Source organism: Chryseobacterium sp. S90 (assembly GCF_047444895.1).
Lineage (GTDB): Bacteria > Bacteroidota > Bacteroidia > Flavobacteriales > Weeksellaceae > Chryseobacterium.
Genome location: NZ_JBLGCX010000001.1, coordinates 920,774 through 939,286, shown reverse-complemented (window position 1 = coordinate 939,286; position 18,513 = coordinate 920,774). Strand labels below are relative to the sequence as shown.

The following is an 18,513-nucleotide window of genomic DNA, read 5'->3' as shown; positions in this document are numbered from 1 at the left end:
GGTTTAAGATAAGATAAAGAAGACTGAAGAAAGAATGAGAAAATATAATATACTATTAAAACTTGTACAATGAAAAAATTAATTCCAATCGTAATACTATTATTATTCTTTACAGCTTGTCAGCATGATAGATTGGAGGATAAGCAGTCTTCTTTTGAAATAAAGGCTACTTCTTCAGAATACCTTACTGCTTCTTCATTTCCGGTAACCAGTGTAAGTGGTAATATTACAGCCAATACAACCTGGAGTGGAGTCATCGAAATGGACGGAATAATAACAGTAAAAGATGGAGCCACACTGACAATTCTTCCAGGGACATATATTAAAGCAAAACCAAAAGGCACAGCAGTTCCATCAGGAGTTCTGATCATTACAAAAACAGGAAAAATCAATGCCGTAGGAACAGAAAATCAGCCAATTATTTTTACAAGTTATAAGTTGTTGGACGGGAATGAAGACACTATTGGAGAGCCAGGTGACTTTGGAGGATTGATCCTGCTGGGTGATGCTTTAACGAATACACCGTCTACAACAACCATTGAGGGACTGTTCGGACCTGATTATTATTATGGCGGGACTAATCAGAATCACAACGGAGGAATTGTGAAATATGTGCGCATTGAATTCGGAGGAACAGATATATTTCCTTATACAATCCATGAAATTAACGGCCTTACTTTAGCTGGAGTGGGCAGTGGTACTGCTATTGATCATATTCAGGTATCTTACGGTAAAGATGATTCCTTTGAGTTTTATGGAGGAAACGTAAATGCTTCCAATCTTATTTCTTTTGCACCAGACGATGATAATTTCGATTTTAATAATGGATATACAGGAACCGTTACATGTGCACTTGCTTTGGCAGATTATCATTCTACACATAGTCTCAGTGGGGCAGTTAATGATTCTCACGGTATTGAACTCGATAATAATATTGATGGAACATCTACAGCATTGGTTACACATCCGGTAGTAAATAATCTTACAATAATAGGGCCTTGGAAATCCACTATGGGCGCTATGTACGGAAATGGAATTTACGTCAGAAGAAATGGACGATTAACATTGAATAATGCTGTCATTACGGGATATCCTGTAGGAATTAAAGTAGAAGGCACAAACTCAATGCTTGCTTCTGCCTCTAATTATAATACGATTCAGGTCCACGGATTTACAACTTCTGTTACAGGTGCTGGTACGTCAGGAATTCCTGTTACAAACTTATCTGCCGGGCTTTCTGCTTCCGGGTGGGGAATGAATCAACCATTTTTTAATGAAGGAGGATGGAATATATCACCAAGAAATTGCGGCAATTTTCAGGGACTTTGGACCAAATATAATTTCTCCATTTTGGAATAAGGAAATGAACCTTATGAGTATGGAAATAGAAATTTAGATTAAAAGATATCTTAATTATAGCAGCGTACAGGTTTCGGGAACCTGATCAAATGACTGGAAAATACTGATGATGCGCACAGCAGTACAGTTCTGAAAAAACCGGACGTTAATGGCTTTTCCCAGGTATTAACGGTTTCTATGGGAACTCCCGCAATGCAGTTCCTCCTGCAGAGATGGGATGAACACCAAAAAAACAAATCGAAGGAATAGAGAGGAAGATATTCCTGAATAAAAAACTGATCTGGTATATAAAATAACACGACCGGATTTATTAAAAATTATAACAATGAAAAGACTAACTCTAATTGCAGTGGCAGCATTATCTCTTACAGCTTGTCAAAACGATCAACTGGCGGATTCATCTTCTCCATTCGAAATGAAATCTACTTCTGCTGAGTACCTTACAGCTTCGGCTCTTCCGGTAACCAGCGTAAGTGGTGCTATTACTTCAAATACTACATGGAGTGGTGTAGTTGAATTAGATGGAGTTGTAACTGTAAAAAATGGTGCTACATTAACAATCCAGCCTGGTACATTCATTAAGGCTAAGCCAAGCGCAAACAATACAGCTACAGGAGTTTTGGTAATTGCTAAAACAGGAAAAATCAACGCAGCAGGTACAGAAGCTCAACCAATCATTTTCACCAGCTACAAATTGTTAGACGGAAACGAAGATACAACTGCTGCTCCTGGTGATTTCGGAGGTGTTGTTATATTAGGAGATGCTCCTACAAACACTCCATTCACAAAAACGATTGAAGGATTATCTGGTCCTGATTTTTATTACGGAGGTACCAATGCTTCTCATAATGGAGGAACATTGAAATATGTACGTATCGAGTTTGCAGGATATGATCTTTTGGCTCCTAACTCAGGAAACGAAATCAACGGTCTTACTTTAGGAGGAGTAGGAAACGGAACTACTTTGGATCATATTCAGGTATCTTTCGGAAAAGATGATTCTTTTGAATTCTTCGGTGGTACTGTAAACGCTTCAAACCTTGTTTCTTTCGCTGCGGATGATGACAACTTCGATTTTGATAACGGATATACAGGAACTATTACTTGTGCTCTCGCTTTGGCAGATTACAACTCTACACACAGTCTTAGCGGAGCAAGCCCTGATTCTAACGGTATCGAGCTTGATAATAACGCAGAAGGTTCTTCTACAACATTGTTGACTCACCCGGTTATCAACAACCTTACGATCATTGGTTCTAAGAACTCTACTAAAGGTGCTTTGTATGAAAACGGTATCCACATCAGAAGACACGGTAGATTAACATTAAATAACGCTGTGGTTACAGGTTACCCTGTGGGAATCAAAGTAGAAGGTACAGGTTCTGAACTTTCTTCAGCTTCAGCTTACAGCACGATCCAGATCCACGGATTTACTACTTCAGTTACAGGTACAGGAACAGCAGGAATCCCTGCAGCTAACCTAGCGACTGGTACTCCTGCATCTCTATGGGGTATGAGCCAGCCTTTCTTCAACGAAGGTGGTTGGAATGTATCGCCAAGAAACTGTGGAAACTTCCAGGGACTTTGGACAAAATACAATTTCTCAATAGTAGAATAATAAAAACTTTAAAAAAGCAGGGAACAGCATATGCTGATTCCTTGCTTTTACCTCAAAAACCTTAATAATCAGCATTATGAAAAAAATAATTTTATCATCTGTTTTGTTTTTATCTCACCTGGCTGCAGCACAGACTCTGGTATGGGGAAATTCTTTTGATACTCCTGCTGACCTTCAGGGATGGACTTTCCATGATTTGAACAACAATAGCAACGGATGGGTACAGGGACAGAACATTTATCACAACGGAACTGCTCTAACCTATGGAACTACCGGAGTTCTTCGTCATTCTATCAGTTTGGTTCCAACCGGAAATGCTACTGGATTTGCAACAGAAAATGACTGGATTATTTCTCCTCAGATTGATCTTACAAATACTGCAGGAACCGTTACGCTGGCTGCCTATATCGGGAGACAGAGATCTACTCATACTATTGTTGCCAGAGAGCTTTTTATCTATGTAAGCACACCACAAAAGGAAATTCCTGCATTATCAGACTTCCAGGCAATGACAGTAGATGCGGATGGAAATGATGTTCAGAGTATATATAAAATACAGGTAGGTGACTCAGCTAATCCTTTTCCGGCTGATCTTACCCAGTTTGTAGAATCCCTTGTAGATCTTTCCGCTTTTGCAGGGAAGAAAATCTATATCGGAATGTGGTCAAACAGAAAAACAAGCGGAAATAATGTCCAGAATATCAATATTGATGAAATCGGAATTTACGCTACTTCATTTTTGGGAACTAAGGATGTAAAAAGAAACAAAATTGTAACACAAATAGCAGAAAATCCGGTAAAAGAATCTCTGCAGCTGCAGCTTAATCCGGCATTGAAAGAAAATATGACGGTGGTAACCATTTACAGCGCAACAGGACAAAAAGTACTTACCGCTCAGTATTCTAAAGCAATCAATACAGCAGGTCTTACATCTGGAGCTTATATAGCAGAAATTACAGATGGAAAGACTACAGAAAGGTTGAAGTTTATTAAAAAATAACTCTTCTTCCCTTAGAAACTGATTCCAGAAAGACCATGAATTTTTAATATAAGATAATGGATAGTGTTTGATAAAGGCTATCCAGAACATATCCAACTAGTTTTTTTATAATTATATATTGCCCTGCTCCCGGGTAGGGCAATATTTTTTAAGTTTTACAATGAAATAATTGACGAAAGATGAACAGAATCTTTGCATTACTACTATTATTTACTGCACTTTTTTCATGCACAGACAGCAACACCATGGAGCTGTATGATAAAGTACAGAAACCCGGTGAGGTTAATATCAAAGGATTTTCCAAGCCTGATGTCCTTCAGCTGAGGTTCAATGGAGTACCTGTATCCATTGACGGAAAAACATCCTATACCAATAAAATTGAAACCCAGCTTCAGTTTGTCCTGGATCAGGGTGAAACCAATAAGCTGTCTGTATATAATAATGAAACAGGAACCGAAATTGCAAAATACAATATTACCTATGACAATATAAATGATTATAAAAACTTATACTTTTTCAATCTTCCGGGGATTTATCTGCAGACTTATGCTGTAAAACCTCAGGTTAATCTTGGAAAAGTAGGGTTTGAATTTATTTTTCCCAATCTTGGCGAATTTTCCGGAACTACACTGAAAGAAGTGAAAGGAGTTCTTAAAAGAGAAAATGGAGTGGTACTGGCAGAATTTGACAACATAGGAAAAGACAATTTTACCGCAGTGAAAATCTATAGTTTTTTCAGTTCTACAGCTCCGATATATCTGGAACTGTACAAGCCGGGAACTACAGAACCTTATTCAGGATCTAAAATGATTCAGGTGAAACTGAAACAGCATACAGGAGCCAATATGATTGTTCTTCAGGAAAAAATGGAAAATGGAGAATGGGTGGTAAAAGGAGATATTGATGTCGCAGAATATCTGTAATTGCGTATGAAAAACTTTTTAAAACTTCAATGCATTGCGATCGTAGTCTTGTTCATTTCGTGTACGAATAATAATGACGAAAGCGCACCTGTTTTTCCGGAAGGAAGTACAGAATCTGTCAATCTCTGGGTTCAGGACAGTATGAAACGGTATTATTACTGGGCAGATCAGATGCCTGCAAAACCAGATTATCGCCTTCCCGTAAAAGATTTTTTTAAAAGTCTGCTGTCTTCCCAGGATCGGTTTTCTTTCATGGTCAATACTGAAGATTCTTCTACCTATCCACGTTCCATAAGGAATATGTACGGTTTTGATTATACCGTTGCCAAACTTGCCAACAATCAGGTTGTTACAATCGTAAAGCTGGTTCTTCAAAACTCTCCAGCCTTCAATGCAGGACTGGAACGGGGAATGATTATGACCAAAATCAATGGAAAAGTCATCACAGCAGCCAATGCAGAATCAATGGCTTCATCCATTAAAGACCAGACCGTTGTGGACCTTACCGTAGGGAAATGGCAGAACGGAACGGTTACCGATGAAAAAAATATTACCGTTTACTATGGCTTTTCTTTTGAACAGCCCGTTTTATCTAAAGTTTTTGAGAAAAACGGTAAAAAAGCAGGATATCTGTATATCTATGATTTCCCGGATGGAATGACACAAACCCTGAATCAGAAGTTTGCAGAATTTAAGGCTGCCGGAGTACAGGAACTGATTCTTGATCTCCGTTACAACTATGGAGGTTCGGTATCATCTGCTGCAGCTCTTTGCTCATTGATTCCTTCAGGGCTGTCATCTGGTTCGCCATTCATCATTTTTAAAGGAAATAAAAACGGAGGTGAAGTAAAAAGAACATTTGCCCAACAGATTGCTTATGATCCCAAAGCTCTTGATTTTAATACTCTGCGTGCCAATGCACTGGGATTACAGAAAGTATTTATTCTTACTTCCAACAGTACAGCATCTGCAGCGGAAATTGTCATCAACAACCTGAAGCCGTATATGCAGGTTATTCAAATTGGAGATACAACTTTAGGTAAAGATATGGCCGGATTTGTAGTAGAAGACAAACGGAAACCGAGAAAAATTTCCTGGCAGATCCATCCGGTAATTTATAAAGTATTTAATGCTAACGGAGCCGGAGAATACAGCAATGGAATTTCTCCACAGATCATGGTCAATGAATACGTCGGGCTGCCATTATTGCCTTTGGGTGATCCTAACGAAACCCTTATTTCTTCTGCCCTTAATGGAGGTTATTTCAAATCCACAGGTCAGGAAAAGAACGGAAGCGTTACAATTCTCTATCAGAGTGATGTGCCTCCGGTTATGATGGAAAAATAGAATTTGGATAGAGAAAGAAATGGATTAAATATTTTAAACCATTAAGAAGTTTGAAGAAATAAAGTATAGTTAAGGTTAATCATTCTGATCTTAAGTTAAAGCGAAGTTTGATCTTAATAATCTTAACACCTTAATACAATCTTAATGGTTCAAGAAAAAATTAAAAGATTTATTTAATAATAAAAAAAATAATATCGAATAGTAAAAGGATAAAATCTTTTTTGCCCTTTTACCTATTCAGGAACACCATAAAATCACAAAATCATGCAGGGAATAGAACCGAAACTTCACATGAACCTGACCAGCCGTATTGAATATTACCGTCTGTTGATAGAAGCTGCAGAAGATCCTGAAAGCCAGCCTTCGGATGTGGTTACACAGATTTCAGAACTGGGTCATCTGTATGAAGAATATCTACTTAATAAAAAGAATCTGGAGAACAGCATCAAAAACTACCGGCAGTATCATAATGATTTACGGAAAAACCTTACCGTAAGGCTTCGGGAGCTCAGAAGAAAAGCAAGGCAGAAATAATACCTGAAACTACTTTATCAGCTGATTTTGCTGTGAAATTCATACCTTTATAACATCAAGCTGAAGGATGAAAGGTTTATGAATTTTAATCAAGCAGAGTTTTCCGGTTATTTGCATCTGTTCTGGCAGTTTTCCTGGCCGCAATGGATGATATTCAGTCTTGTCATTAACAGTTTTCTGTACCTGTTTTCTATAGGTTTATATGTTTTTATTGAAAAGACCTGCCGTAAAAGTCAGCTGCAGGAAAAAAATCATCCTGTTACAAGATCCGATTTCTACCTCAGCCTTTTTACCATCATCTGTAACAGCTTCGTCATGTTGCTGGGAGCTTTCTTATGGAAAAACGGATGGATTGTGCTTGGAGAAACTCAATCGGTAGTTGGGATAACAGCAGAAATCATTGCTTTGCTTCTTTTGATGGATCTTCTGATGTATTTCTTTCATTACGGAGCCCACTTGCCTTTGATCTACAAAATTCTGCATAGAAAGCACCACGAGCATGTAAGTACCAATTTTCTGAGCCTTTTTGTCCTCCATCCTTTTGAAACAATAGGGTTTGGATTAATGATGCTCGTTTTACTTATCGGTTATGATTTCTCTGTAATTTCTATTTCCGTCTATCTTTTGCTCAACCTTATCTGGGGAACCATTGGACATCTGAACAGGGAATTTTTTCCGGCCTCATTTGACCGTTTATTCGTAGGAACAACAAGATTTCATAATCAGCATCATCTGGACGAAAGCAAAAACTTTGGATTTTATACTTCTATCTGGGACAGGATATTTGGGACCTATAAGTAAGAGAAGGATATTATAATTTTACATGATTCAGCACTTTGCTTAGCAGGTAATTAAAATTTTCCAATTCTTTAGAAGTCAGTATAGAAGCCGTCTGTTTGGTAATGTTTTTGCGGAAAGTTTCTGAATTTTCTATAATAAACCTTCCCTTATCCGTTACTGAAAGATTGTATTTCCTGTGATCTGTTTCCTCCTGTTTCTTAAGGATCAAATCATTGCTGATCAGAAATTTCAGCTGCTTCGAGATGGCTGCCTGGCTGATGTTAAATGCTGCTGATATTTCCCTTCCTGTGGCTGTTTCTTTTCTTAAAATAAATTCAATGATATTATAATGGGCAGCAGTAACTCCATTAATATTTCCCCGGTTCATATGCGCCAGAATAAGGCATTGGAAATTTGTGAATGTGTTAAAAAACTCTTTTTCAATGTGTTTCATGATAAATATACTTAACTTAGTTAATTATTAACAAAGTTAAGCAATTTAAATATGGAAAATATAGAAATTACGAACGCCCGGCAAAATAATCTCAGAAATGTTTCCATAAAAATTCCAAAATACAAGATCGTGGTTTTTACGGGAGTATCAGGATCCGGGAAATCTTCATTGGTTTTTGAAACCATTGGAGCTGAGGCTCAGAGACAGATTAATGAGACCCAGAACAGTTTTATCAGAAACCGTCTGCAGCATTATGGCCTGCCTGATGTGGATAAAATTGAAAATCTGAATGTTCCTATCATCATCAATCAGAAGCGGCTAGGAGGAAATGCCAGATCTACGGTGGGAACGGCAGCTGATGTATCTGCTTCCTTAAGGTTGTTATTTTCGAGAATGGGAGAACCTTTTGTAGGATATTCAAACGTTTTTTCATTTAATCATCCGCAGGGAATGTGCCCGGAATGTGAGGGATTGGGTTTTGTTCAGACCCTGGACGTGAATGCTTTAATTGATCGTGGAAAATCTTTAGATGAAGGAGCCATCCGTTTTCCCACCTTCCAGCCGGGTGGGTGGCGTTTAACAAGATATACTTTGTCCGGCTATTTTGATAATGATAAAAAGCTCAAAGATTTTACCGATAAAGAATGGGAAATGTTGCTGTATGCACCGGAACATAAGCCCAGGCATCCCAATAAAGAATGGGGAAAAACTGTAAAATATGAAGGAATTGTTCCAAGAATAGAAAAAGCGTTCCTGAAAAAAGATTCCAAAGAAAACATTACAAGAAAAGATGCCCTGAAGAATATTGTGATCACAAAAACCTGCCCGTTATGTGAGGGAAAACGGTTGAATGAAAAAATACTGTCCTGTAAGATCGAAGATAAAAGTATTGCAGATTGTATGGCTCTTTCTGTGGATGAACTGCTTGAGTTCATTACTTCGTTGGATTCAAAGCAATATGAAGTCGTTATCAAAGAACTTTCGGCAAAACTACAGAATATTATGACCATCGGATTGCAGTATCTGACTCTTGACAGGAGTACCAACACCCTTTCCGGAGGAGAATCACAGCGTATAAAAATGGTGCGGAGTCTGGGAAACAGTCTGATAGATCTTTTATATATATTTGATGAGCCCAGTATTGGTCTTCATCCAAAAGATTTGCAAAATATTATCACGATCATACAGCAGATCAGGGATAAGGGAAATTCTGTCTTAATTGTAGAGCATGATCCGGACCTGATAAAAATGGCAGATCATATTATTGATATAGGCCCAGGCTCAGGAAGAAACGGGGGAGAAGTGGTCTATGAGGGAACATTTAAAAACTTAAAGACTTCAACCGGCAAAACAGGATCTTATTTTGCAAGGAAACCTTTTATAAAACAAAAATTCAGAAAGCCTGATGGTTATCTGGAAATTAAAAATGCCAACAGGTATAATCTTAAAAATATAACTGTAAATATCCCAACCGGAGTAATGACAGTCGTAACGGGAGTGGCAGGATCTGGCAAAAGTACTCTGATTAATCGTATTCTGCCCGAGCTTTATCCTGATGTGACCATTATTGACCAATCTTTGTTCGCCGCAAGTGCCCGTTCTAACTTGCTTACATATCTGGGAATATCAGATATTGTGCGTAAGCTTTTTGCACAATCTAATCATGTTTCAGATAAGCTGTTCAGCAGAAATAGTGAAGGAGCCTGTAAAAACTGTAAAGGATTGGGAATAGAAAAGATTGATCTTGCTTTTATGGATGATATTGAGCAGCCTTGTGAAGTTTGTGGAGGTTCGGGATTTGATCCTTATGTGCTGCAATACACATACAGTGGAAAAACGATTGTGGAAGTGATGAATATGACCGTTTCCGAAGCAGTCTCTTTCTTTAAAGAAGAACCTGTTCTCAAAAATTTTGACCTGCTGATACAATTAGGGCTTGATTATTTGACTCTTGGACAAAGACTTGATAGCTTTTCAGGAGGTGAAAGACAGCGCCTGAAACTGACAAGAGAGTTGAAAAATACCAATCAGATCATTATTCTTGATGAACCGAGTACAGGTCTGCATCCAAGTGATACCCAAAAACTCCTGACTTTTTTTAATGGTCTTGTAGATCAGAATAATACGCTGATTGTTATAGAACACAATCTGGATATTATTTCACAGGCAGACTGGATTATTGATATGGGGCCAGGTGCCGGAAAATTTGGTGGAAAAGTATTGTTTGAAGGCACTCCGCCGGAGCTGTTGAAAAACAAAATATCATTCACCGCGGAGTTTCTGAAGAAGCATATTCAGTAAAAGGAATGAAAAATGAAGAGTATTAAGTTGAACTCAACCCATGAGATTGCTTCACCTTTGGTTCGCAATGACAGTGTAGCTCAGCTTAATACTCTTAAAACCTTATCAGCTTTAATGGTTGAAAGGTTAATTTTATTTAGCGGATTTCACAGCAGACTTAATGGCTTTCTCAACCATTCTCCAATCGTAAAAGTGAAATACTCTGCCATTACTCATCGCAACGAAAACACCTTTAGGAAATTTTGGACCTAAATTAACATTCGTTACCTCTGAACCGTCACTTTCCAAAGTAGAAACAGGAATTTCGGCAATTCTTCCCTTTGATTGGTCTTCTCTCAGATAAACATTGAAGGTGTCATTCTGCTGATTGGAAACCAGAATATATCCTTTTCCTTTAGCAGTAGGGTAGATGGAAATTCCTTCCACATCAGATTTAAAATCGCCTTTCCCGAAAACGGATAATTCTTCATTTCCTTTCTCCGGATCTGCATAATATTTGTGAACGCCAAACTGTTCATCAGAGTAATAGATATATCCCATTTCATCATCTACAGCGATGCTTTCAATCTCTTTCAGTCCGCTGTACTTCCCGAATTTACGAACAACTTCTCCTGTAATGACGCCATTCTTTTCAATCAGTTTATATTGCCAAAGGTAGCCGTCAGCCGGACCTGATTTTCTTCCCACAATGACAAATATTTCTTCTGTCTGCGGATTTTTATAGAGAGAAACTCCCATTGGGCCACGTTCAGATTCTCCGTCAAATACAGAGATTTCTCCGATTTCTTTCAGGTCAGGAAGCGTATATAACTTTACTTTGTTGGTTTCCCTTTCCGTTACGGCAGCAATATCTGTTTTTTTACCATTCAGCATAAAACCATATTCCAGATCAACGTTGTTGGGACGTTTCAATCCCAAAACCTTATTGATGATTTTTCCGTTAAGGTCAAAAGCATATAATCCTCCGTTGGTATCTTTATCAGTTCCGATGATGATACTTTTTGAGGTATCCTGTGGATTGATCCATATGGCGGGATCATCCGTATCATGAACCACTGTTTCTGTGATAACTGTGGGTTTTAATTTTTCTGCTAACTCTTTCTGCCCTGTACAGTTCATCACAAAAGGAAGAACTGAAAGAGCCAGTATATAATGTATGTTTTTCATATGTATTTAAAAATCAAATTTCACCCCCATTGTAAACCTTGGTCTGTAATATTCAGCCTGGGCGGTTCTGCTCTGGATTCCTTGGTAATATCTTAACGGCTGATTGGTCAGATTATTGGCTTCTGCAAAAACTCTGAGCTGGCTTGTAATTTTGTAGGAAGCATTGGCATCAAGGAAAAACTGTTTGTCATAATAACGGTCGTCAAAGGCTTTTCCTCCCAGTTCATCAATATAATGAGACGCATAGTTCATAGAAACTCTGGCTGAAAAACGTTTGTTTTCCCAGGAAAGAGATCCGTTGAACATATGAGGAGCGGCTCCCGGGAATCCTACATCTGTTCTTTCAATGCCTTCTTCATTGGTGATTCCTTTTGCTTTGGATTTGGTGTAAGTATAGTTTACATACACTCCAAGACCCTTCCAGAAAGCTCCAGGGATGAAGTCAAGCTGTCTTTGTAAAGCTACTTCAAAACCATAAATATCTACATTATCACCATTACGCTGCTGGGTAAATTTCCAGTTGCTTTCCCCTGCAGGAATTGGGTTGGATTGTCCTGCAAAATCATTTGCGAAATCATTTGCCGTATAATTTCTTTGGGAATACGTGTAAATAAAGTTATTCAGGTTTTTATAAAAAATACCTCCGGAAAGTATCCCTACAGACTTAAAGTACTTTTCTGCCATAAAATCAAAATTATACGCATAGGTTGCTTTTAAGTTCGGGTTTCCGGCAGCTACGATCTCATCTTCTGAAATAACATTAAGATAAGGAACCAATGAATAATAATTCGGGCGGGCAAGAGCTGTGGTAAATGCGGCACGAAGCACAAGATCCTGGATCGGAACATATTTGAAGGAAATATTCGGAAGTACGTTCGTATACGTATTCGTATTATTAATTTGTCCTACAAGATTCTTTTCATTCATTACATAGTTTCCGGTGTAATCAATATTGGTAGTTTCAATACGTGCTCCAACGATCATGGATAATTGATCATTGAAATCCTGATCCCAACGGATATAACCTGCATAGATCTGCTCTTTCGCATTGTAATTGCTTGAAAGATATTTCTCAGGCTTTAATTTACCATTAAACAAAGTTGGATTGAATAAATCCAGCCCTCCAAGGAAAGAAGGGTCAACAAATGTTCCCGGAACATAATTTCCCGGCTGGAAGTTCTGACCGTCAAGATTTATCGTTGGCACAGATAAAAGGCTTCCCATAGTGTTCACAGGCGTAAAAGCGTAGAAATCATTTTCTCTTTCTTTTTTCTTCAGACGCATACGGAAACCGGTACGAAGACGCCCTTTCTGGTCATCAATTACAGAAAATGGAAAACGTACATTCACTTTTGCGCCCAATTCTTTTTCCTGTGTAAAGTTATTGGCATCCGAAAGGTCACTCAACTTGTAACTTCCTAAATTATCTGCAGCAAGGAGATTGAACATCGGTTTTTCAGGATTACTAAGGTCAGGAGAGAAATTCATTTTGCTGTTTTCAAACTCAATATAACGCTGATGAGGCTTATCTTCGCTTGCAATGGCATAGTTTACCGACCAGTCCAGATCTACTTTAGAACCTAATAAATGTTCCCCTCTCAAAGCATAGTTCTGAACTTTCTGTTTCTCAAGACGGGTATTGTCATTATCAGAATCACCGCCTTTATTTTGTCTTGTGATGCTTCCTTTCCAGTCTGTAATCTCGGTTTCATCAGCATTGTAGACAGGTTTTATTTTATAACCCAATGCAAATCTGGTTTCTTTATCATTTCTGAAATTATACATGGCTGAAGCATAGATCTTATTTTTGGAATTGAATTCATAATCCATATTAAGATCAAAACTATGTCTGATACGGTGTTCATTATAATAACGAACTCCCATTTTACTTACATAAACGGTCTGTGCAAGATCGTTCGCCTGGCTCCACACCGGCTCTATATTATCAGATCCAAAATTGTTGTTGTTATAAGAGAAACTGAATACAGCCCCTAGTTTTTTATCTAAAAATCGGTTTCCATATACAAATCCTGCGGTATAATTTCCTTTTTCACGGATCGGATTGTATCCTCCGGCAACCGTTGCAGAAATCCTTTGTCCGTTCGGGGAAGCCCTGGTAATAAGGTTTACGGAACCTCCTATCGCATCAGCATCCATATCCGGAGTCAAGGTTTTATTCACCTCAATCGTGGAGATCATATCAGAAGGGATCAGGTCCATCTGGACGTTACGGTTATCTCCTTCAGCAGAAGGAATTCTGTCCCCATTCAGGGTAACAGAATTAAGGTTGGGAGCTAGTCCTCTGATAATAAGATTTCTGGCCTCTCCCTGATCATTCTGTATGGTAACTCCCGGAACACGCTTCAAAGCATCCCCGATATTGGCATCAGGAAAACGCCCGATCTGATCAGAAGAAATGACATTGGTAATATTGGCGTTGTTTTTTTGCTTATTTAAAGCTCTTGCCTGGTTTTTTAAAGTAGCTCCAGAGACTACAATTGCAGCAATAGAGTTTTCTTTTTTGTCGAAAATAATATTCTGACGGGTATTTTTCTCACTTTCAACTGTTACGTTGTATTCATGAACACCATACCCAAGATAATCAATTTTCATAGTATAACTTCCCGGAGGAACATTCAGGAAAACAAAGTTTCCATGCTCATCTGAGGTTGTATAAATATTCCCAGGACTCAAAGAGATTTTAGCTCCCGGCAGGGCAATTTTCGAGTCGTCATTAATGTTTCCGGAAAGAGATCCGGTTTGCGCATAGAAAAAAATAGAGGCACAAAATAAAACAGATGTAAAAATTTTCTTCACTTTTCCTTTTTTAGATAAAAATCACAACAAAATTAAACGACTGTTTGGGGAAAGTGTTGAAGAGAAAATTAAGTGTTTCTTAAGAATTGTTAATATAGGAAGATAAAAGATAAAAGAAAAAGATGTTGTTATTAAAATTCAATAGGGGTGGGCTTTAGCCCGCCATACAAATTGTAAATAATTCTATTGGCTTTAGCCAAAACTTAAAATTATTGTTTAATGTGAAGATTAAGTATCTCCTGCACGATAATTTTAGACTTTTCGATTAATTCATTAGATCTGTAAAGTTGGCTGGTGAGTATCGAGCTTTCAAAAAGAAGGTAAATATGAGCTGCTGCAATATCATTTTGGATATCTTCATTGAAGCATTCTCTCAGCTTACTTTTATGATGCCGGATTACCTTGTGAATCTCTTCTTTATCAGCAGGAATTTCAGATAAAATATTCAGAAAGCTGCATCCTCTGAAGTCTTCCCTTTCATTCATATCAATCAGAAAATCAAATGATTTCAGGGTTTTTTCCTGTACTGTTTTTGCTTCTGATGTAAATTGTTCAAGCTCTGAAGCCCAGTAGTCGTATCTTTTATTAAGAAATTCAATGCAAAGCTCATCTTTGGATCTGAAATGCTGGTAGAAACTTGCTTTTGATACTTTCGCTTCGTCAATAACCTGATTGATGCCCGTATTGTTATAACCTTGTCTATGGAATAAAACCATGGCAGTGCTTAGTATTCTTTCTCGAGGTCGGGGCATAATTAAAGATTTTCACAAATGTAAACAAATATGAACAGACGGGTACGTTTTGCAGGATAGATTTTAGACAAACCCTCTGGCATAATAAAGCTGAATGGCAAAAAAGAGTACGGTGAAAAACCATACAACATAAGGATGATAACTGAAATTGTTTTTCAGGATATAGTGCAGTGCTTTGAAAAGTTTAAAGGTTCCGATAAGGCCAATAATCACAAAAACGAGAAAGACCATAAAAAAGAGATAATCCCGGGTTCCATACTCGTTTACTTTGCCAAGATGATCCAGATAAGACTCTACATTCAGGGTTTGTCCCAAAAACATAGCGGAAATGATTAATATAAAAAAAGGAGTAGAAGTATATACGGTGGTATAAATGAAAGAAAACAGCAGGGTACGGAAAGCAACAGTGTTTACTTTCTCCTTTTTGTACCATAATAAAGCAACACTGAATAGTACTGCCGTAACATTATTCATCAGAAATATAAACAATGCCTTCTCTACCATGCTTAATCCCTTGATCTTTGAAATAATATTGTGTTCACCACCGTAATCCATCAGAAGTACAGAAATGATGACAGACGTATAAACAGATAGTTTGATAGGGGAGAGATGGTCCTGAAAACGTTCGGTTTCTTCCTTTTCCATCTCATGTACAGAAAGATCATAGCATCGGCGGGGATCCTGAAATAATTTGAAAATGGTTACCGGAACCAGCAATATTTCAATAATAATCTGCAGACACAGCTTCTCAAAACTATCGATTAACTTTTCAAACATATACATGGAGATTAGGGAACGTACTATGCAATTTAATTAAATTTTACACGATATCTTAAAAAATTAAAGTCTCTAAACAAAAAAAGAGGATGGTTTATTACAATCATCCTCTTTTATCAGTATAAAATTCTTCCTTTTATTTAGGAAGGCCTCTTTTTAATGCATTATTAGCGATCTCTACAGCTTTTCTTTCTTTCCAGTCCATATACCTTTTTTTGTATCGTCCTTTCATGAAATTATCAAAATTACGCTGAACAGCAAGATTCCAAAGAGAATGTGCTTTTACAGCCCAGCTTTTGTCCCATGCACGCAGGGAAATAGAGAAAGACCCATCCAGATATTTCATCCAGTGCCACCATCCTGTAGGCATGAATAAGGTATCTCCGTGTTCCAGGAAACATTCAATTCCTTCAATACCATCCAATGCCGGAAATTTTTCAAAATCAGGATTGGCAATATCATAATCCTCCAGTGCATAAGTAGCATATGGAAGTTTGTAAAGTCTTGATTTCCATTTGTATTCAAACAAAAGAACATGTTTTCTTCCGTTGAAGTGGGTGTGGAAAATATGAGGCATGTCTATATCATAGTGAAGGAAGGTCACAGAACCTTTACCTCCGAAAAACATACTCGGATATTTATCTAAAAATCCACCCATCAGATTCTTTGGCGGAACATAGTCGTCCAACAGTTTTGGTGCAAATTTTATAGGATCAAAGAAAAAGATTCTCAGATCAGTAGGTTCCCTTTGAATAAGGTCAACATAGTCACGAAAAGGCATTTTCGTAGTCGGAGTATTGATAGGAGCGGCGGGATCTGCTTTGGAACTGTCGTAAAGGGGAACTTCAACGTCGCCAACCACTTCTTTCATATATTCCATTGTCCACTTTTGGTAGGCAGGCCATTTTCTAGCCATATTTCTGATTACCACTGGCTTACATGGCTTTAGATATTTTTCACGGAAATCTTCTTGTGAAATATCATCTACAATATCAATTGGTTTAAGGATTATTCCCATTCGTTCAAATTATTAAGCTAAAGTATTAAATATTTACGACAATAAAATAGAAAGAAATAAAATTATTTGGAATTAATATAAATAAATGATAAAATACATATTCCGGTTTAATTTTTTAGAGTTATTGTGACAGATTTTTAACTTCTATAGCTTTAAAATATCCTGTATTGATGCTGTAAAATGAGAGTTGTGAAATATAATAATTGTATGTATCATTGTGGTATTAAAAACAACCATGAAAACTTTCACTTCGATTATTTTTTCGCTTGTATTTGCAAGTGCTTTTTCACAAAAATCAGCTAAAATTTTTACTTCAGATATTGACAATTTTTGGGTGGCCTATGACAGCATTCAAAAAACAAACGATCATACCCAAAAACTGACTCTGATTAAGAAGCTCTATACAGACAAAGCAACATCAGGCCTGAAAGCCTTTATGAAAACCAGAGATTATAATGATACGCTGTTTGTAAACATCATAGAAAAGTATCCTAAATTCTTGAACTCGATCAGGCCAAATACCCTGTCGATAAAAACTAAAACAAATGAGCTTGAAGCCAGTATTATCAGGCTGAAGGAACTCTATCCGGACCTCAAAGAAGCTGAAATGTATTTTACGATAGGCGGACTTAATTCCGGAGGAACAGTAAGTGGAAATAAGGTATTGGTGGGTGCCGAAATTGCCACCGGGCTTCCGTCTACAGATGTTTCAGAGTTTCAGGATGACTGGATAAAGGAGGTTTTTGCAAATCAGTCTCTGGATAATATCGTCTCTTTAAATGTTCATGAATATATCCATACCCAGCAGATTGGAGACCGCAGAAAGGTTCTAAGTCAATCTATCAAAGAAGGTGTCTGTGATCTGATTGCCGAACTGGTCATGAACAAGCCTTTGGAAAGGAAATATCTTTCCTATGGGAGAGCACATGCTGCTGAGGTGAAGGATTTGTTTAAAAAAGAAATGTTTACCGGTAATTTTGCAAACTGGCTGTATAATGGGAGAAAAAAGGGAGAAAGCGCCGATCTGGGCTATTATATGGGATATGAAATCTCTAAATCCTACTACGAGAATGCAAAAGATAAAAAACAGGCGATAAAAGATATTATAGAGCTGAATTATGACAACGATAAGGCTGTTGAAAATTTTCTTACCAGATCAAAATTTTTCAATGAAAAAATTGATAAACAAAAGCTGATCAAAGAATATGAGAAAAATTTACCCTATGTTGTGAAAACAGAACCAGCAAACGGTTCCGTACAGGTCAATGCTGACACAAAAGAAATAAGAATTATCTTTTCAAAAGAAATGCTTCCCAAAAGCTATTCATTCAATCTTTCCGATAAAGGAAAAGAATATTTTCCCATCACCAAAATAATAGGAATGGAAAATAATGACAGAACATTGGTTCTTTCAGCAGATCTGAAACCGGGTAAGGAGTATGAATTTGTAATTACGAACAAGAGTTTCGCTTCTAAAGACAGCTATCCTCTGAGGGATGAAACGCTTCTTGTGAAATTTAAAACAAGTAATAAATAGTTTGTGAATCCATGAATGATAACCTGCTTTTGTATACGGTTTCAATAGTTTTTTTCTTGATTATTATTTTAACCTTTAGGTACAACTGGAAGTTCGGTAGTATGAATATGATATTGTTCTGCTTATACA

Annotated in this window: 15 protein-coding genes; 9 read left to right on the top strand and 6 right to left on the bottom strand. The window is 37.4% G+C overall.

Features of this window, described 5'->3' with window-relative positions; all coding sequences use genetic code 11:
- Positions 1 to 69 precede the first annotated feature (69 nt).
- From ACLMCG_RS04340 to ACLMCG_RS04310, 7 genes are all read left to right on the top strand, one after another.
- A complete protein-coding gene (locus ACLMCG_RS04340; protein ID WP_413958926.1) occupies positions 70 to 1,359 on the top strand; it encodes a hypothetical protein in 1,290 nt (429 codons plus the stop codon).
- A 325-nt stretch (positions 1,360 to 1,684) separates the two neighbouring features.
- Positions 1,685 to 2,977 carry a hypothetical protein gene (locus ACLMCG_RS04335; RefSeq protein ID WP_223599035.1) on the top strand — a complete coding sequence of 431 codons (1,293 nt, stop codon included), beginning with the start codon at positions 1,685 to 1,687 and terminating at the stop codon, positions 2,975 to 2,977.
- A gap of 76 nt (positions 2,978 to 3,053) precedes the next feature.
- Positions 3,054 to 3,977, top strand: coding sequence for a T9SS type A sorting domain-containing protein (locus ACLMCG_RS04330; protein WP_413958925.1), 924 nt, complete (start codon positions 3,054 to 3,056; stop codon positions 3,975 to 3,977).
- A gap of 179 nt (positions 3,978 to 4,156) precedes the next feature.
- A complete protein-coding gene (locus ACLMCG_RS04325) occupies positions 4,157 to 4,900 on the top strand; it encodes a hypothetical protein (protein WP_413958924.1) in 744 nt (247 codons plus the stop codon).
- Between the two features lie 6 nt (positions 4,901 to 4,906).
- Positions 4,907 to 6,247 (top strand): S41 family peptidase, encoded by a 1,341-nt coding sequence (locus tag ACLMCG_RS04320; RefSeq protein ID WP_413958923.1) that lies wholly within the window; start codon positions 4,907 to 4,909, stop codon positions 6,245 to 6,247.
- Positions 6,248 to 6,511: 264 nt separating this feature from the next.
- A complete protein-coding gene (locus ACLMCG_RS04315; protein WP_047422568.1) occupies positions 6,512 to 6,781 on the top strand; it encodes a hypothetical protein in 270 nt (89 codons plus the stop codon).
- A 78-nt stretch (positions 6,782 to 6,859) separates the two neighbouring features.
- Positions 6,860 to 7,582 carry a sterol desaturase family protein gene (locus tag ACLMCG_RS04310; RefSeq protein WP_413958922.1) on the top strand — a complete coding sequence of 241 codons (723 nt, stop codon included), beginning with the start codon at positions 6,860 to 6,862 and terminating at the stop codon, positions 7,580 to 7,582.
- A gap of 10 nt (positions 7,583 to 7,592) precedes the next feature.
- Here the strand turns inward: ACLMCG_RS04310 and ACLMCG_RS04305 are convergent, their stop codons facing one another.
- Positions 7,593 to 8,015 carry a MarR family winged helix-turn-helix transcriptional regulator gene (locus ACLMCG_RS04305; protein ID WP_413958921.1) on the bottom strand — a complete coding sequence of 141 codons (423 nt, stop codon included), beginning with the start codon at positions 8,013 to 8,015 and terminating at the stop codon, positions 7,593 to 7,595.
- Positions 8,016 to 8,066: 51 nt separating this feature from the next.
- On the opposite strand from ACLMCG_RS04305, the gene ACLMCG_RS04300 reads away from it, so the two are divergent.
- Positions 8,067 to 10,316, top strand: coding sequence for an ATP-binding cassette domain-containing protein (locus ACLMCG_RS04300; protein WP_413958920.1), 2,250 nt, complete (start codon positions 8,067 to 8,069; stop codon positions 10,314 to 10,316).
- Positions 10,317 to 10,448: 132 nt separating this feature from the next.
- Here the strand turns inward: ACLMCG_RS04300 and ACLMCG_RS04295 are convergent, their stop codons facing one another.
- The 5 genes from ACLMCG_RS04295 to ACLMCG_RS04275 all read right to left on the bottom strand — a co-directional run bounded on the left by ACLMCG_RS04295 (position 10,449) and on the right by ACLMCG_RS04275 (position 16,847).
- On the bottom strand, positions 10,449 to 11,483 hold the full coding sequence (locus ACLMCG_RS04295; RefSeq protein WP_413958919.1) for a phytase: 1,035 nt from the start codon (positions 11,481 to 11,483) through the stop codon (positions 10,449 to 10,451).
- Positions 11,484 to 11,489: 6 nt separating this feature from the next.
- Entirely contained in the window at positions 11,490 to 14,300 is a 2,811-nt protein-coding gene (locus ACLMCG_RS04290) for a TonB-dependent receptor (RefSeq protein ID WP_413958918.1), read from the bottom strand.
- Positions 14,301 to 14,509: 209 nt separating this feature from the next.
- Positions 14,510 to 15,052, bottom strand: coding sequence for a TetR/AcrR family transcriptional regulator (locus tag ACLMCG_RS04285; RefSeq protein ID WP_413958917.1), 543 nt, complete (start codon positions 15,050 to 15,052; stop codon positions 14,510 to 14,512).
- A gap of 63 nt (positions 15,053 to 15,115) precedes the next feature.
- Positions 15,116 to 15,829, bottom strand: a complete 714-nt coding sequence (locus ACLMCG_RS04280; protein ID WP_413958916.1) for a hypothetical protein — start codon at positions 15,827 to 15,829, stop codon at positions 15,116 to 15,118.
- A 136-nt stretch (positions 15,830 to 15,965) separates the two neighbouring features.
- Entirely contained in the window at positions 15,966 to 16,847 is an 882-nt protein-coding gene (locus ACLMCG_RS04275; RefSeq protein WP_149831655.1) for a cupin-like domain-containing protein, read from the bottom strand.
- A 235-nt stretch (positions 16,848 to 17,082) separates the two neighbouring features.
- On the opposite strand from ACLMCG_RS04275, the gene ACLMCG_RS04270 reads away from it, so the two are divergent.
- The gene (locus tag ACLMCG_RS04270) at positions 17,083 to 18,384 is read left to right on the top strand and encodes an Ig-like domain-containing protein (protein ID WP_413958915.1); all 1,302 of its coding nucleotides are present in this window, start codon (positions 17,083 to 17,085) and stop codon (positions 18,382 to 18,384) included.
- Positions 18,385 to 18,513: the final 129 nt, after the last annotated feature.

What these genes read in the sequence shown, in the direction of transcription:
- ACLMCG_RS04275 (WP_149831655.1), bottom strand. Translation starts at nt 16,847, where the DNA reads ATGGGAATAATCCTTAAACCAATTGATATTGTAGATGATATTTCACAA.
- ACLMCG_RS04320 (WP_413958923.1), top strand. Translation starts at nt 4,907, where the DNA reads ATGAAAAACTTTTTAAAACTTCAATGCATTGCGATCGTAGTCTTGTTC.
- ACLMCG_RS04330 (WP_413958925.1), top strand. Translation starts at nt 3,054, where the DNA reads ATGAAAAAAATAATTTTATCATCTGTTTTGTTTTTATCTCACCTGGCT.
- ACLMCG_RS04335 (WP_223599035.1), top strand. Translation starts at nt 1,685, where the DNA reads ATGAAAAGACTAACTCTAATTGCAGTGGCAGCATTATCTCTTACAGCT.
- ACLMCG_RS04300 (WP_413958920.1), top strand. Translation starts at nt 8,067, where the DNA reads ATGGAAAATATAGAAATTACGAACGCCCGGCAAAATAATCTCAGAAAT.
- ACLMCG_RS04315 (WP_047422568.1), top strand. Translation starts at nt 6,512, where the DNA reads ATGCAGGGAATAGAACCGAAACTTCACATGAACCTGACCAGCCGTATT.
- ACLMCG_RS04305 (WP_413958921.1), bottom strand. Translation starts at nt 8,015, where the DNA reads ATGAAACACATTGAAAAAGAGTTTTTTAACACATTCACAAATTTCCAA.
- ACLMCG_RS04310 (WP_413958922.1), top strand. Translation starts at nt 6,860, where the DNA reads ATGAATTTTAATCAAGCAGAGTTTTCCGGTTATTTGCATCTGTTCTGG.
- ACLMCG_RS04295 (WP_413958919.1), bottom strand. Translation starts at nt 11,483, where the DNA reads ATGAAAAACATACATTATATACTGGCTCTTTCAGTTCTTCCTTTTGTG.
- ACLMCG_RS04280 (WP_413958916.1), bottom strand. Translation starts at nt 15,829, where the DNA reads ATGTTTGAAAAGTTAATCGATAGTTTTGAGAAGCTGTGTCTGCAGATT.
- ACLMCG_RS04270 (WP_413958915.1), top strand. Translation starts at nt 17,083, where the DNA reads ATGAAAACTTTCACTTCGATTATTTTTTCGCTTGTATTTGCAAGTGCT.
- ACLMCG_RS04285 (WP_413958917.1), bottom strand. Translation starts at nt 15,052, where the DNA reads ATGCCCCGACCTCGAGAAAGAATACTAAGCACTGCCATGGTTTTATTC.
- ACLMCG_RS04340 (WP_413958926.1), top strand. Translation starts at nt 70, where the DNA reads ATGAAAAAATTAATTCCAATCGTAATACTATTATTATTCTTTACAGCT.
- ACLMCG_RS04325 (WP_413958924.1), top strand. Translation starts at nt 4,157, where the DNA reads ATGAACAGAATCTTTGCATTACTACTATTATTTACTGCACTTTTTTCA.